This window comes from Serratia sp. CY44782, from assembly GCF_052168715.1.
GTDB lineage: Bacteria > Pseudomonadota > Gammaproteobacteria > Enterobacterales > Enterobacteriaceae > Serratia > Serratia nevei.
This window is the reverse complement of the sequence record NZ_JBJNME010000011.1, coordinates 49,526-65,137: the sequence shown is the minus strand read 5'-3', so window position 1 is coordinate 65,137 and position 15,612 is coordinate 49,526. Positions and strand designations below refer to the sequence as shown.

12 protein-coding genes are annotated in these 15,612 nt (G+C 63.2%); 2 read left to right on the top strand and 10 right to left on the bottom strand.

Annotation, left to right across the window (positions count from 1 at the left end):
* Positions 1–1,266, top strand: a complete 1,266-nt coding sequence (gene csiE / locus ACJ8HT_RS20345; protein ID WP_195873739.1) for a stationary phase inducible protein CsiE — start codon at positions 1–3, stop codon at positions 1,264–1,266.
* Here csiE and ACJ8HT_RS20340 read toward each other — a convergent pair whose 3' ends face one another.
* Positions 1,267–2,412 (bottom strand): 3-phenylpropionate MFS transporter, encoded by a 1,146-nt coding sequence (locus ACJ8HT_RS20340; protein ID WP_038874523.1) that lies wholly within the window; start codon positions 2,410–2,412, stop codon positions 1,267–1,269.
* 156 nt (positions 2,413–2,568) lie between these two features.
* Positions 2,569–3,822 (bottom strand): serine hydroxymethyltransferase, encoded by a 1,254-nt coding sequence (gene glyA / locus ACJ8HT_RS20335; protein WP_197653301.1) that lies wholly within the window; start codon positions 3,820–3,822, stop codon positions 2,569–2,571.
* 357 nt (positions 3,823–4,179) lie between these two features.
* Between glyA and hmpA the strand changes: the two genes are divergently transcribed.
* Entirely contained in the window at positions 4,180–5,370 is a 1,191-nt protein-coding gene (gene hmpA / locus ACJ8HT_RS20330) for an NO-inducible flavohemoprotein (RefSeq protein ID WP_149571717.1), read from the top strand.
* Positions 5,371–5,407: 37 nt separating this feature from the next.
* On the opposite strand, the gene ACJ8HT_RS20325 is transcribed toward hmpA, so the two are convergent.
* The 8 genes from ACJ8HT_RS20325 to ACJ8HT_RS20290 form a co-directional block, all read right to left on the bottom strand.
* Positions 5,408–6,592, bottom strand: a complete 1,185-nt coding sequence (locus tag ACJ8HT_RS20325; RefSeq protein ID WP_197653302.1) for a c-type cytochrome — start codon at positions 6,590–6,592, stop codon at positions 5,408–5,410.
* Entirely contained in the window at positions 6,589–8,499 is a 1,911-nt protein-coding gene (locus ACJ8HT_RS20320; RefSeq protein WP_060425032.1) for an NAD(P)/FAD-dependent oxidoreductase, read from the bottom strand. The genes ACJ8HT_RS20325 and ACJ8HT_RS20320 overlap by 4 nt, the downstream gene beginning before the upstream one ends.
* Before the next feature lie 85 nt (positions 8,500–8,584).
* A complete protein-coding gene (gene patD / locus ACJ8HT_RS20315) occupies positions 8,585–10,009 on the bottom strand; it encodes an aminobutyraldehyde dehydrogenase (protein WP_197653303.1) in 1,425 nt (474 codons plus the stop codon).
* A gap of 35 nt (positions 10,010–10,044) precedes the next feature.
* Positions 10,045–10,851 (bottom strand): ABC transporter permease, encoded by an 807-nt coding sequence (locus tag ACJ8HT_RS20310; RefSeq protein ID WP_194573046.1) that lies wholly within the window; start codon positions 10,849–10,851, stop codon positions 10,045–10,047.
* The gene (locus ACJ8HT_RS20305; protein WP_033644105.1) at positions 10,841–11,785 is read right to left on the bottom strand and encodes an ABC transporter permease; all 945 of its coding nucleotides are present in this window, start codon (positions 11,783–11,785) and stop codon (positions 10,841–10,843) included. The genes ACJ8HT_RS20310 and ACJ8HT_RS20305 overlap by 11 nt, the downstream gene beginning before the upstream one ends.
* Before the next feature lies 1 nt (position 11,786).
* Positions 11,787–12,815 (bottom strand): ABC transporter ATP-binding protein, encoded by a 1,029-nt coding sequence (locus ACJ8HT_RS20300; protein ID WP_033651579.1) that lies wholly within the window; start codon positions 12,813–12,815, stop codon positions 11,787–11,789.
* 53 nt (positions 12,816–12,868) lie between these two features.
* Complete coding sequence (ydcS, locus tag ACJ8HT_RS20295; RefSeq protein ID WP_033644107.1) at positions 12,869–14,023, bottom strand: putative ABC transporter substrate-binding protein YdcS; 1,155 nt, start codon at positions 14,021–14,023, stop codon at positions 12,869–12,871.
* 73 nt (positions 14,024–14,096) lie between these two features.
* Positions 14,097–15,560: a gamma-aminobutyraldehyde dehydrogenase gene (locus tag ACJ8HT_RS20290; protein ID WP_047730064.1), complete on the bottom strand. Its 1,464-nt coding sequence runs from the start codon at positions 15,558–15,560 to the stop codon at positions 14,097–14,099.
* Between the last annotated feature and the right edge of the window lie 52 nt (positions 15,561–15,612).

The window sequence follows — 15,612 nt, the reverse complement described above, 5'->3', positions numbered from 1 at the left end:
ATGAGCCTGGACACCTCTCCCGTGCCCGAGCTCTCCGGACAACAACGGCGCTGCCATCTGCTGCTGATGCTGTACACGCCGGAGCCCGAGTTACAGCTGGAGACCCTGAGCCGAATCAACGGCGTCGCCCCCCCGATAACCCGGCAAGATATAGCCGAGGTGGCCAGTGAAATCCAGCGTTTCCACCACCTGGAGATCGCCGTCGATCCCGATCGTGGTTACCTGCTGCGGGGCAGCGCGCTCGACCAGCGCCTGTGCCTGATCCATTGGCTGCGGCGGGCCCTGCGCTGCAGCCCGCAATTCGTTGAAGGCGATTTCGCCCCGCGCCTGCGGCACGCGCTGGCGGCCGATGCCGCCCCGGCGTCTGCGCTGGCAGAGGCGATCGATGCCTGCGAGCCGCTGCTCAACCGCCGCTTCGATGCACGCGACCGCCAATTCCTGCAGCATTATCTGCTCTACTGCGCCTGGCAAAATCGCCTGCGGCAGCATCCGCGTTTCGACGCCGTTCAGCGTGACTGGCTGCGGCAAAAACCGGAGCAGCAGGCCGCCGCCTGGCTGCATCAGGCCTGCAACCGGCTGTTTAACCAGCCGCCGCAGGCAGACGAGCGCGATTTTTTGGCGCTGACGTTTACCATGTTGAAAAATCACAGCTACCACAGCAACGACTCCGCGCAGGAACAGCGGCTGATGACGGCCATCGACAGCATGGTCGAGCGCTTCCAGCAACTTTCCGGCATGGCCTTCAGCAGCAAAACTGAGCTGGTCAGCCAGCTGTTTGCCCATCTGGCGCCGGCGCTGGAGCGCTGCCGTTTCGCCATCGGCATCGACAATATGCTGCTGGAAGAAGTGGTGCGCAAATACCCGCGGCTGATGCGCACCACGCAGGAAGCGCTGAAACCGCTGGAGCAGGAGTACGGCGTGCATTTTTCCAACGAGGAGGCGGGCCTGGTGGCCATCAGCTTCGGCGCCTGGCTGATGCAGGACAACGCGCTGCAGGAAAAACAGGTGCTGCTGCTGACGCTGGACAACCCGCAGTTGGAAGAAGAAGTGGAATACCAGATTCGCGAGCTCACGCTGCTGCCGCTGAACATCAAGTACCTGCCGCTGAACGACTATCTGCGCGGCGGCGCGCCGCAGGGCGTCATGCTGGTGATCACCCCTTATGCGGCGGTGCACAGCGATCCGCACCCGCCGCTGATCTATACCGAACTGCCGCTGGAAACCCGGCAGCGCCAGGCGATCCGCGCGCTGCTGGAAGCCCCTTAATCAGCGGCTGACGCTGACCGCCGGCGGCCGGATGAACAAGGCTGGCACCGCGACCGCCGCCATCACCCAGAATACCCCACCCTGCCAATGTTCGAACAGGAACCCGGCAATGACCGTCATGACGGCGATGCCGCCGCCCATCGCCAGCGCCGAATACACCGCCTGCAGCCGAATCACCTCTTGCCCCTGGCGTGCGGCGATAAAGCGCATCGCCGCCAGATGGCAGACGGTGAAGGTGCCGCAGTGCAGGATCTGGATCAGCAGCAGCCAGCCCAGCTCGGTGCTGTAGGCCATCAGGCTCCAGCGCAGCACGCCACAGCAGGCGGAGAGCAACAGCAGGTTGCGCGCATTCCAGCGGCGGAAAAGCACGTTGCTGCTGGCGAAAATAATCACCTCCGCCACTACGCCGAGCGACCACAGATAGCCGATGGTCGAGGCCGAATAGCCCGCCTCCTGCCAGTAAATGGAGCCGAAGCTGTAGTAGCCGGCATGCGCCCCCTGTAGCAGCGTGACGCACAACAGGAATCGCCAGACCGGCCCTTCTTTCAGCAGTGCCCACAGCGAGCGCTCGGCTCCGCTGTGCGTGCGCGCTTCGCCCTGCGGCATGACGCTCGGCTTCAGCAACATACCCAGCAGCATCGCCAACACGCTGAAGATCAGGCTGTAAAGAATGGCGTTATGGCCCCACACCGCCACCAGCTGCCCGGTCAGCGCCGAGCCGATGACGAACGCCAGCGAGCCCCACAGCCTTACCCGGCCGTAGTCCATGCGGATCTGCTTTTGCCAGGTGCCGGCCAGCGCGTCGGTCAGCGGCACCAGCGGCGAGAAGAACAGGTTGAACCCCGCTATCACCAGCATCAGCCAGCCCCAGCCGTTGCCAAAGCAAAAGCCGACCGCGAAGGCCAGGGTCAGCAGCGCCAGCAGGCGCAGGGCGGAGACTAAATGAGAGGGATCTTTAACGCGGGGTGCAATCAGTAAACTGCCGAGGAAGCGGGCCACCAAGCCGGCGCCAAGCAACATGCCGATGGTTTCGGGCGCGATGCCCTCGCCTTTCAGCCACACGCCCCAGAACGGTAAGAAAATGCCATAGGAAAAGAAGTAGGTGAAATAACTGAGAGCGAGCCAACGCGTTGATTGCAGAACCATGATCCCTCCGGAGTGAGGGCAATACTTTGACAGAGCTCACACTGCCCCGCAATCATCATTCCACTTCAATGCTTTAGAGTGCCAGACAGTTCACAGTTTGCTGCTGGCGGGCATAAAAAAACCCGCCGCAGCGGGTTTTGTCGGGCGAAAGCAGGATTATGCGTAAACCGGCAGGCGGGCGCAGATATCCAGCACTTTCTTCTTGGTGCGTTCGATGGTGGCTTCATCGTTGATGTTGTCCAGCACATCGCAGATCCAACCGGCCAGTTCGCGCACGTCGGCCTCTTTGAAGCCGCGACGGGTCACGGCCGGGGTGCCGATACGCACGCCGGAGGTAACGAACGGGCTCTTCGGATCGTTCGGCACGCTGTTTTTGTTGACGGTGATGTTGGCGCGGCCCAGGGCAGCGTCCGCTTCTTTACCGGTCAGGTTTTTGTCGACCAGATCCAGCAGGAACAGGTGGTTATGGGTGCCGCCGGAGACCACTTTGTAGCCGCGCTGCAGGAACACTTCCACCATCGCCTTGGCGTTGACCGCCACTTGCTGCTGGTAAACCTTGAACTCAGGCTCCATCGCTTCTTTCAGCGCCACCGCCTTGCCGGCGATCACGTGCATCAGCGGGCCGCCCTGGCCGCCAGGGAACACGGCGGAGTTCAGCTTTTTGTACAGATCTTCGTCGCCGCCCTTCGCCAGGATCAGGCCGCCGCGCGGGCCCGCCAGGGTTTTGTGGGTGGTGGTGGTGACGATGTGCGCGTGCGGTACCGGGTTCGGGTACACGCCGGCGGCGATCAGGCCGGCCACGTGCGCCATGTCGACGAACAGGTAAGCGCCGATGCTGTCGGCGATTTCGCGCATTTTGGCCCAGTCAACCACGCCGGAGTAAGCGGAGAAGCCGCCGATGATCATTTTCGGCTTGTGGGTTTGCGCCTGCTTGGCCAGGTCGTCATAGTCGATTTGGCCTTTGTCGTCGATGCCGTAAGGCACTACGTTATACAGTTTGCCGGACAGGTTGACCGGGGAACCGTGGGTCAGATGGCCGCCGTGCGCCAGGTTCATGCCCAGAATGGTGTCGCCCGGCTGCAGCACCGCGGTGTACACGGCGAAGTTAGCCTGGGAGCCGGAGTGCGGCTGCACGTTGGCGTAATCGGCGCCGAACAATTCTTTGGCGCGATCGATAGCCAGCTGCTCAACGATATCCACGTATTCGCAGCCGCCGTAGTAACGCTTGCCCGGATAGCCTTCAGCGTATTTGTTGGTCAGCTGGGAACCCTGAGCCTGCATCACGCGCGGGCTGGTGTAGTTCTCAGACGCGATCAGCTCGATGTGCTCTTCCTGACGCACCACTTCCTGCTCCATGGCACGCCACAGTTCCGCATCGTAATCGGCAATGTTCATTTCACGCTTTAACATCCGGCATCTCCTGACTTAAATCAGCTAACTAAAAAATCACCAAATAACTACCCGTTTGGGTTCTGGGCCACAGTGTAAACCGTTTCGCCCTACCGAAGATAGGTCTTGACAGAGGTTTTTACGCAAACGATTGGCATAAGGTGGCGCAAGGCTTTGATCCGCTAAATGCCGCCGTTTATCAACGGACATTTCCTCATGCGAATCCCGCGCTTTTTTCATGTTCTGTGAACCCGATCGACGCCCGAAGAACACCGCAACGAAAACAAGGGTATTTACAAGCGACGCAGAACCCAATAAGATGCATTTAAAATACATCATTAGAATTCTCGTCAAGAGCCTAACCCAAGGAGCGCTTCCATGCTGGATAGCCAAACCATCGCCACCGTGAAATCTACCATTCCCCTGCTGGCTGCGACCGGGCCGAAGCTGACCGCCCACTTTTACGATCGCATGTTCGCGCACAACCCGGAATTGAAAGACATTTTCAACATGAGCAACCAGCGCAACGGCGATCAGCGTCAGGCGCTGTTCGACGCCATCTGCGCCTATGCCGCCAACATCGAGAACCTGGCAGCGCTGCTGCCGGCGGTTGAGCGCATCGCGCAGAAGCACACCAGCTTCAATATCCAGCCGGAGCAGTACAACATCGTCGGCGGTCACCTGCTGGCGACGCTAGACGAAATGTTCAGCCCGGGTCAGGAAGTCCTGGACGCCTGGGGCAAGGCCTACGGCGTGCTGGCCAACGTATTTATCCAGCGTGAAGAGCAGATTTATCAGCAGAGCGAAACCGACAACGGCGGCTGGCGCGATCTGCGCGCATTCCGCATCCTGAAGAAACAGCCGCAGAGCGACGTGATCTGCAGCTTCGTGCTGGCGCCGGTGGACGGCGGCCGGGTGGCGGACTTCAAACCGGGGCAATACCTGGCGGTCTACATCAAGCACGACAGCCTGGAGCATCAGGAAATTCGCCAGTACTCGCTGACCACCTCGCCGAACGGCGAATTCTACCGCATCGCGGTGAAGCGCGAAGATCAGGGGAAAGTGTCCAACTACCTGCACCAGCAGGCGCAGGAAGGCGACGTGATCTACATCGCCCCGCCGCACGGCGATTTCTTCCTCGACGTGGCGCCGACCACGCCGGTGGCGCTGATCTCCGCCGGCGTCGGCCAAACCCCGATGCTCGGCATGCTCAACACCCTGCACGACAACCAGCATCAGGCGCAGGTCCACTGGCTGCACGCGGCGGAAAACGGCAGCGTGCACGCCTTTGCCGATGAGGTAGCGGATATTGCCGGGCGTATGCCGAATCTGAGCCGCCATGTGTGGTACCGCGAGCCGGCTGCCGATGACGTGGAAGGCCGCGACTACCACAGCCGCGGATTGATGGATTTGAGCGCGCTGCAAGGCAGCCTGGCCGATCCGCAAATGCACTATTACTTCTGCGGCCCGGTGGCCTTCATGCAGTTCGTGGGCAAACAGCTGCTGGAGATGGGCGTAGAGGCCGAACGCATCCACTACGAATGTTTCGGCCCGCATAAGGTGCTGTAATGCTTGCGGAGCGCGGCCGTCAGACCGCGCTCCCCTCTTATTTCGCCTGCAGCTGGCGCGCGTCCTGCACCTGCTGCACCGTCACCGGCGCCGCCTGGTTGCCCCAGCTTCCCCGCAGATAGCTCATCAGATCCGCCGCCTGCCGATCGTTCAACGCCCAGCCATAAGCCGGCATGTCGAACGCCATCGCGTGCTGCGTGGCCGGAGTATGCGCCCCTTCCAGCACTACCCGCAGCGCGGTCAGCGGATTGTCCGCCGTTACCGTGGCATTGCCCGCCAGCGCCGGAATGGCAAAATCGCTGCCCTCGCCCTTGTTGCCATGGCAGGTCGAGCAGTACATCGCGTAGGTCGCCTTGCCGCCCGGATTATTCGCCTGCACGGCAGGCGCAGCGGCTTTGGCGGCGGTTTCCGGCGCCAGGCTGCGCAGGTACACCGCGATGGCGTTCAAATCGCCGTCGCTGAGATACTGCGTACTGTGGGTCACCACCTCGCTCATCGGCCCGGCGACCGCCGCATGGCGGCTGCGGCCGGTTTTCAGCAGCGCCGTCACCTCTTCCGGCGGCAGGCCGCGCAGATTGGAGGCGTACCAGCCGTCCAGCTCGGCGCCGCTCAGGAACACCGGCTCCTTACCGTCCAGCCCCTTCTCCTGCATCGCCCAGCCGCGCGGCGTGTGGCAGCTGCCGCAATGACCCGCGCCCTGCACCAGGTAGGCGCCGCGGTTCCACTCGGCGCTTTGCTGCGGATCTGCCTGATACGGCTGGTCGTCGTGGAACAGCTGGTTCCACACCGCCAGCGGCCAGCGCATCGACAGCGGCCAGCTGATGTCGCTGTCCCGGTTGGCGACGTTCTGCGCCGGCACCTCGTTCATCAGATAGTCATACAGCGCGCGCATGTCTTCCGCGCTCATTTTGGCGTACGAGGTGTACGGCATCGCCGGGTAGAGCCGGTGACCGTCTTTAGCTACCCCCTGGCGCATGGCGCGATCGAACTCCTCGAACGAATAGGCACCGATGCCGTGCAGCTTGTCCGGCGTGATGTTGGTGGCGTAGATAGCCCCGAGCGGTGTCGGGAACTTCATGCCGCCCGCCAGTTCAGCGCCGCCCGGCGCGGTGTGGCAGGCGGTGCAGTCGCCGGCTTTGGCGACATATTCCCCGGCCGACATCGCCTGGGCCGAGCCGCCGGCCGCCAGCAGGCTCAACAGGTAAAGCGAACGCAGACTCATGCTCCCTCCTTGGCGGCAACCTTGCCGTAGGCCAGTTCGTTCACCGCGCGCCACGCCTGATCGATCGCCGAGTTGGCGTACGGGCTCCAGTCAGAATCGGAGTTGGCGATAACGATCTTACCGATCGGCTGCCGCGCCGTTTCGATGATTTTCTTGGCTTCTTCTTCATCGTCAAACAGCCCGTTGAGGAAGTAGGAATAACCGTGCGACCAGCGGTTGACGGTGATCGCCTGAATGTCGCGCTGATGGTCGAAACCCGCCTCGCCCAGCATGCCCTGCAGCTGTTCGCGGATCATCTGCTCGTGCACCTCGAACGGCGTGCCCAGCAGCAGCGCGCGCCCTTTGCGCGACTGCTCGCGCGGGCTGAGGCCGCTGCCCGGCAGCGTCGGCACGTACACCATATGCAGGCCGATTGGCCGATCCGGATCGCGCGGGTGCTGATACCCACCCATGCTCACCGGGTAGTCCAGCTTCACGCGGCTGTACGGCGCGGCCGGCGAATAAATTTCGTGCACGCCCAGCTTGATGAACGGCTGCCAGTTGCGGATCACCACTTTGCTGTACACCAACGGCGCCTTGACGTTCTGCTTCAGCGCCTCCTGCTGCTCGTGCGACATCTCCGGCACCAGGTACGGGATCATCATGTTATAGCCGGCCATCACCACCTGCCCGGCGCGCACCTTGGTCATCTTCTCGCCGGTCATATAGGTGACTTCCACCTTGTCGCCGACGTTGGCCGCGTGCAGCCCGGTGCTGTTCAAACGCAGCTTCACCGGCGATTCCGGCCGATCGAGCTGGCTGTAGTCGAATTTGGCCAGTACCACGTCGTTCATGTCTTTGCCGGCCGGCGCCACCGCCGGGATCAGCTTGCGCACCATCAGGCGCGTCAGCGTGGCGTTGCCGTCCGGGAAGTGGAACACGTAAGGATCGTCGAGATCAGCCTGCGACTCTTCGTCCAGCGGCGGCAGATTCATGCCGCCGAGGCCCGGCAGATCGCAGATGCGCGCATCGCTGCACGACGTGCCGTCGATGCCCACCGCCTGGAAGTCGTTGGTGGTCTGCTGGAAATAACGGATCGCCAGCTCGCTCAGGCCCACTTTTTCACGCAGGAACTGGGTGTAGCTGTGGGTATCGAGCCATTCGACCTTCTGCTCCAGCGTCATCTCCGGCAGATAATCTTTCTCCACCGTATGCAGCGCGATCAACGCCTGACGATCGCTTTCCGGCAGCGGGAAATCGCCGATGAACGCTTCATAAGAGCGGCCGTTGAGGCGATCGCGCGGAATGTCGTCCGCCACCGTACGGCCCGGATCGCCGCTCACCACCTTGTCGACGCCGAAGTTCTTGCGATCGAAGTAAACCCCGCGGCTCAGGTTCAGATCCGGGTAGAAGGTGGTGTCAAACGCCTGCTCCAGTTGGTCGATATCGACACCGAGCTTGCGCAGCAGCCCCATCGCCACCGGGCTGAAGTTGGAGCGCGGCGACTGCAGCGATTCGCTGCCGCCGTAGCCGAGCAGCATGCCGTCGTCGGTGTTGAATTCGTTGCGCTTGGCGTGGCCGCCGAAGTCGTCATGGTTGTCGATCAGCAAAATGCGCTGCTGCTCGCCTTTCAGCTGCTGCCAGAAACAGGCGGCCGCCAGCCCGCTGATGCCGGCGCCCACCACCACCAGATCGAACTCTTCAACGGCGGGCACGCTGCCGAAATCAAAGGTTTTACCGTCGCGCCCCAGCTGGTGCGCATGCTCGAACGAGCCCGGATGGTTGCCCCGCAGCCCGGTCAGCGCCGGCGGATAGTACAGGGTTTGATTGGCGGTTTGCGGCGACGCGCGCAAGATTTGCAGCGGCGTCAACCCGGCGGCGATGGTGATCGCCACCCCGTTGAGAAAATCGCGTCTGGTGATACCCATATAGGCTTCCTTTCAATTTTTATTATCATCGGCCGGCCGGGGCCGGCCCGAAGGCCGCGCTATTGTGCGGATAATTATTGTAAAATCAATGTTTGAACATCACATGACGAATGGCAGTGTAATCCTCCAGCCCGTACATCGACATGTCCTTGCCGTAGCCGGACAGTTTCTGGCCACCGTGCGGCATTTCACTCACCAACATGAAGTGGGTGTTCACCCAGGTGCAGCCGTATTGCAGGCGGGCGCTTAAGCGATGCGCGCGGCCCACGTCGCGGGTCCACACGGACGACGCCAGCCCGTAGTTGGATTCGTTCGCCCAGGCCAGCACCTGCTCTTCGTCGTCGAACGGCGTCACCGTCACCACCGGGCCGAACACCTCGCGCTGCACGATCTCATCCTCCTGGCGCGCGCCGGCCAGCAGCGTCGGCTGGAAGTAGTAACCCGGCCCTTTCACCTTCTCGCCGCCGGTCACCACCTGCACGTGCGGCAACGCTTTGGCGCGCTCGACAAAACCGGCGACCCGCTCCAGGTGCTGGGCGGTGATCAATGGCCCCAGCTCGGTGCTCTCGTCGTCCGGCGCACCAATCTTCAGGCTGGCCACCGCCTCGCCCAGCCGCTTCACCAGCTCGGGATAAATGCTTTTCTGCGCGTAAATGCGGCAGGCGGCGGTGCAATCCTGCCCAGCGTTGTAGAAACCGAAGCCGCGAATGCCGTCCACCACCTGCTGTAGATCGGCGTCGTCAAACACCAGCACCGGCGCCTTACCGCCCAGCTCCATATGGGTGCGCTTAATGCCGGCGGCGGTGTGGGCGATGATGTGCTCGCCGGTGGCGATCGAGCCGGTCAGCGACACCATGCGCACCTTGTCATGCCCGGTCAGCCGATCGCCGACGCTTGCGCCGCGGCCGAACAGCATGTTGAGCACGCCCGGCGGGAACAGCCCGGCGGCCAGTTCGGCCAGTTTGAAAGTGGTCAGCGGCGTCTGCTCCGACGGCTTGATCACCACGCAGTTGCCCGCCGCCAACGCCGGCGCCAGTTTCCAGGCCGCCATCATCAGCGGGTAGTTCCACGGCGCGATCGAGGCCACCACGCCGAGCGGATCGCGGCGGATCATCGAGGTATGCCCGGCCAGATACTCGCCGGCCGCCATGCCGGTCAGGCAGCGGCTGGCCCCGGCGAAGAAGCGAAACACGTCGGCCACCGCCGGCAGTTCGTCGTTCAACACGCAGTGATAAGGTTTGCCGCAGTTGAGCGACTCCAGCCTGGCGAAAGTCTCGGCATGCTCGTCGATCAGATCCGCCAGCTTGAGCAGATGCTCGGCGCGCGCCTTCGGCGTGGTTTGCCCCCAGGCGGCGAACGCGGCGTCCGCCGCCAGCACCGCGCGATCGACCTGCTCCGGGCTGGCCTCCGCCACCTGCGCAATCACTTCGCCGGTCGCCGGGTTATACACCGGCTGGGTCGCGCCCTGGCCATTCACCAGGTGGCCGTCAATCAACAGTTGGCTTTGCATAGGGTTATCCTTTTATCAGAGGTCGGGTAAGGAAATTATTTGCCGCTGCCGGCGACGCTTTCCCCACCTTTGGTCAGGTAGTAAGCGCCGAGGATCGGCAGCATGGTCAACAGCATTACCGACAGCGCCACCACGTTGGTGATCGGCACGTCGCGCGGGCGACCGAGTTGGTTCAGCAGCCACAGCGGCAGCGTGCGCTCGTGGCCGGCGGTAAAGGTGGTCACGATGATTTCATCGAACGACAGCGCGAACGCCAGCATGCCCCCGGCCAGCAGCGCCGAGCCGAGGTTCGGCAGGATCACGTAGCGGAAGGTTTGCCAGCCGTCGGCGCCGAGATCCATCGACGCTTCGATCAGGCTGTACGAGGTGCGGCGGAACCGGGCGATGACGTTGTTGAACACGATCACCACGCAGAACGTCGCATGGCCGACGACGATAGTCAGGATGCCCGGCTCGATATTCAGCGCTTTGAACGCCGCCAGCAGCGCCAGACCGGTGACGATCCCCGGCAGCGCGATCGGCAGCAGCAACAGCAGCGAAATGCTGTCCTTGCCGAAGAAATCGCGCCGATACAGCGCCGCCGCAGCCAGGGTGCCGAGCACCAGCGCGATGGCAGTCGCCAGGCAGGCGATCTGCGCCGACAGCAGCACCGCATCGATGATGTCCTGCCGCCCGGCGGCAACCTTGAACCAGTGCAGCGTGAACCCCTTCGGCGGGAAACTGAAGGCGGCATCCTCGGTGTTGAAGGCGTAGATGGCGATGATCGCCAACGGGAAATGCAGGAAGATCAGTCCGCCCCAGGCGGCCAGCTTCAGCCCTAAGGGCGCGCGTTCAGAGTGCATCGAAAGCCCCCAGACGTTTGACGATGGAAAGGTAAATGGCGATCAGGACGATCGGCACCAGCGTAAAGGCCGCGGCCATCGGCATATTGCCGATCGCGCCCTGCTGGGCGTACACCATGCTGCCGATGAAATAGCCCGGCGGCCCCACCAGCTGCGGCACGATAAAGTCGCCCAGCGTCAGCGAGAAGGTGAAGATCGATCCGGCGGCGATGCCCGGTACCGCCAGCGGCAAAATGACGTGGCGGAAGGTCTGCGCCGGTCGCGCGCCCAGATCCGCCGAGGCATGCAGCAGCGAGGGCGGCAGGCGCTCCAGCGCCGCCTGGATCGGCAGGATCATGAACGGCAGCCAGATATAGACGAACACCAGAAAACGCCCCAGCCCCGAGGTCGACAGCGTGTTGCCGCCGACGCCGGGCACCGTCAGCAGCGAAGCCAACAGCGGCTCCAGCCCCAGGTGCTGCAGGAACCACTGCGCCACGCCGTCTTTCGCCAGCAGCAGGGTCCAGGCATAGGCTTTAACGATATAGCTGGCCCACATCGGCATCATCACCGCAATGTAAAAGAACGCCTTGACGCGGCCGCTGGTGTAACGCGCCATGTAATAGGCGATCGGGAACGCCAGCGCCGCGCTGGCCAGCGACACCAGCACCGCCATGGTCAGCGTGCGCAGGATGATGTCGTAGTTGGCCGGGTTGAACAGCGCCGCCAGGTTGGCGAAGGTCAGATCCGGCGTCACCGCCATGGTGAAATCGTCGAAGGTGTAAAACCCTTGCCACAGCAGCGTCAGCAGCGAACCGAGGTACACCGCGCCGAACCACAGCAGCGGCGGCACCAGCAGCAAAAGCAGATACAGCGTCGGCCGGCGATAAAGCCAGGTCGACAGCGCGCGCACGGTACCGCCGCGCGCCGAGGGGGAATCGATGCTCATGTCCATCTCACCTCTCCTCCAGCAACGGTACCATCGCCGCGCGCGGCCAGCAGGCGACGATCGGCTGGCCGATCTGCCGCTGTTGCCCTTCGGCGATCCACTGCGGATTGGCCTGGCTGACCAGCAGCTTTTCGCCGCCGTTCAGCGCGATTTCATACCGCGTGGCCGCACCCTGGTAATGGATTTCCTGCAGCGTGCCCTGCACCTGGATCTCGTCCTGCGCCGCGCCGCCGTGCTCCAGCAGGCGGATATGTTCCGGCCGGATCGAGAACGTCCGGCTTTCGCCGAGCAGGCGCTGCGCCAGCTCGCTGCGCACCACGTTGGAGGTGCCGACGAACTCGGCGACGAACGGCGTCTTCGGCCGCATGTAAAGCTCGCGCGGCGTATCCACCTGTTCGATGCGGCCGTTATTGAACACCGCCACCCGATCGGACATCGACAACGCTTCGCTTTGATCGTGGGTAACGAAGATAAAGGTGATGCCCAGCTGGCGCTGCAGCTTCTTCAGCTCGCCCTGCATCTGCTCGCGCAGCTTGAGATCCAGCGCGCCGAGCGGTTCGTCCAGCAGCAGCACCCGCGGCCGATTGACCAGCGCGCGCGCCAACGCCACGCGCTGCCGCTGGCCGCCCGACAGGTGTGCCGGCTTGCGTTCGGCAACGAAACCGAGCGCCACGCTCTCCAGCGCCTCTTGCGCCCGCGCCAGCCGCTCGCGTTTGGCGACGCCCTTCACCATCAGGCCGTAGGCGACGTTTTCCAGCACCGACATGTGCGGGAACAGTGCGTAATCCTGAAACACGGTGTTCACGTCGCGCTGATACGGCGGCAGGTTGGCGGCTTCCTGGCCGTGGATGCGAATCGAGCCGGAAGTGAGCTGTTCAAAGCCGGCGATCAGGCGCAGGCAGGTGGTTTTGCCCGAGCCGGATGGCCCGAGCATGGAGAAAAATTCCCCGTCCTGAATGTCGATGGATACCCGATCCACGGCGCGAACATCGCCGAAAGTCCGCGAAACATCGATGAATTGCACGGCAATGGTCATTTTCTGTGCTCCATACTGATGTAGTTCGGGCGCAGCGGGCTGCGCCCCGCGGCTTAGCGGCCGCCCATGATGGCGATGTAATCCTGGGTCCAGCGGCTGTACGGCACGAACTTGCCGCCCTGCGCCTGCGGCGTTTTCCAGAAGGCGATTTTGTCGAACTGGTTGAAGCCGTTGGTTTCGCAGCCCTTCTCACCCAGCAGCGCGCTGGCCTTGCAGCCCGCCGGTGAAGCCGGCACCGACCCGAACCAGGCCGCCACGTCGCCCTGCACCTTCGGCTCCAGCGACCAGTTCATCCACTGGTAGGCGCAGCTCGGGTGCTTGGCATCGGTATGCAGCATGGTGGTGTCCGCCCAGCCGGTCACGCCCTCTTTCGGGAACACGGTGGCGATCGGCTGCCCCTCGCCCTTCAGGGCGTTGGCCTGATACGGCCAGGCGCTGGAGGCCACCACGCCTTCGTTTTTAAAGTCGCTCATCTGCACCGAGGTGTCGTGCCAGTAGCGGTGGATCAGCGCGTGCTGGCTGCGCAGCAGCTTCAACGCCGCCTGATACTGTTCTTCGTTGAGCTGATAAGGATCGCTGATGCCGAGCTGCGGCTGGGTGGCCTTCAGGAACAGCGCCGCGTCGGCGATGTAGATCGGGCCGTCGTAAGCCTGCACCCGGCCCTGGTTGCTCTTGCCGTCCGGCAGGTTCTGCTGCTGGAAGATCACCGCCCAGCTGTCCGGCGGCGTCGGGAAGGTTTTGGTGTTGTACATCAGCAGGTTCGGCCCCCACTGGTACGGCGTGCCGTAGGTTTTGCCGTCCACGGTGTACCAGGCACCGTTCAGCAGGCGCGGATCGATGTTCTTCCAGTTCGGGATCAGCGCGGTGTTGATCGGCTGCACCCGCTTGCCGAAGATCAGACGCAGCGAGGCGTCGCCGGAGGCGGTCACCAGATCGTAGCCGCCCTTGGCCATCAGGCTGACCATTTCATCGGAGGTGGCGGCGGTCTTCACGTTCACCGCGCAGCCGGTTTGCTTTTCAAACTGGGTGACCCAGTCGTAGTTTTTGTCGGACTGGCCGCGTTCGATGTAGCCGGGCCAGGCGATGATATCCAGCCGGCCTTCGCCTTTGCCCAGCGACTGCGGCAGATCGGCCGCCTGAGCCAGGCCGCACAGCACGGTGAGACAGAGCGCGGAGACGGTGGTGGTGACTGCGGTAGTTTTTCTCATCGTAATTACCCCTGTGTTGCGTATCTGTGTGCGGCAGGGAACGGCTGCCGCCTGATTTTGCTTTATAGAACCGCTAGAAGCTGGCTTTGAACTTCGCCATTACGTGCCTGACAACGCTGTAATCCTGCAGCGAATCGCTGGACAGATCCTTGCCGTAGCCGGAGCGTTTCAGGCCGCCGTGCGGCATCTCGCTCGCCAAGGTGAAATGGGTGTTGATCCAGGTGCTGCCGTACTGCAGATGGGCGGCAATGTGCAGCGCCCGATCGATATTTTGCGTCCACACCGACGAAGCCAGCCCGTATTCCGAGTCGTTGGCCCACTCGACCGCCTGCTCCAGGTGTTCGAAGCGCGTGATGCTGACCACCGGGCCAAACACCTCGCGCTGCACGATTTCATCGCTTTGCAGGCAGCCCGCCAGCAGGGTCGGCTGGTAATAAAATCCCGGCCCAGAGTGGGCCGCGGCGCCGGTGATCAATTCGATATGCGGTTGGCTGAGCGCCCGCTCGACGAAGCTGGCGACGCGATCGCGCTGGCGGCTACTTATCAACGGGCCGATCTCATTGTCCTGATCGCGCTTGCGGGCGAAGCGCAGGCTGGCAACCGCCTCACCCAGCGCGTCCACCAGCTTGGGATAGATACCCGCCTGCGCGTAGATGCGGCAGGCGGCGGTGCAGTCCTGGCCGGCGTTGTAATAGCCGTAGGTGCGAATGCCGTTGACCACCTCGTCGAGATCGGCGTCGTCGCAGACGATCACCGGCGCCTTGCCCCCCAGTTCCAGGTGGGTACGCTTGACGCTTTTGGCCGCCGCCTGAAGAATTTTTTGCCCGGTGACGATATCGCCGGTGACCGACACCAGCCGCACCTGCGGGTGCCCCACCAGCTGGCTGCCGACCCCTTCCCCGCCGCCGTAGACGATATTCAGCACGCCCGGCGGCAGGATCTCCTGCAGCGCCGGCACCAACGCCAGAATGGTCAGCGGCGTATGTTCGGAGGGTTTAAACACCACGGTATTGCCCGCCGCCAACGCCGGCGCAATCTTCCACGCCGCCATCATCAGCGGATAGTTCCAGGGGGCGATCGAGGCCACCACGCCGATCGGATCGCGGCGGATCATCGAGGTGTGGCCCGGCACATACTCGCCGGCCAGCTGCCCTTGCTGCGTGCGCACCGCGCCGGCGAAGAAGCGGAACACGTCGACCGCCGCCGGCAGATCGTCATTGAGCGCCTGATGCAGCGGCTTACCGCAGTTGAGGGCTTCCAGCTGCGCCAGCTGCGGCGCCTGCCGCTCGATGGCGTCGGCGATGCGCAGCAACAGAGCGGCGCGCTGGGCCGGCGTGGTGCGCGACCAGTGGCCGAACGCCTGCTGCGCGGCTTTCACCGCGCCGCCGACCTGCGCCGAAGAGGCTTCGGTCAGGGCGATCAGCGTCTCGCCGTTGGCCGGATTGACGATGCACTCCTGCTGGCCTTCGCCGTCGACCAACTGACCGTTAATGAACTGCTGACAGGACAAACCTGAGAGAACCTGCACATCTGCCATCGCCTGACGCCCCTAAGTGACAAAAACGTTAACCAAATGTGAATAAGTTAGT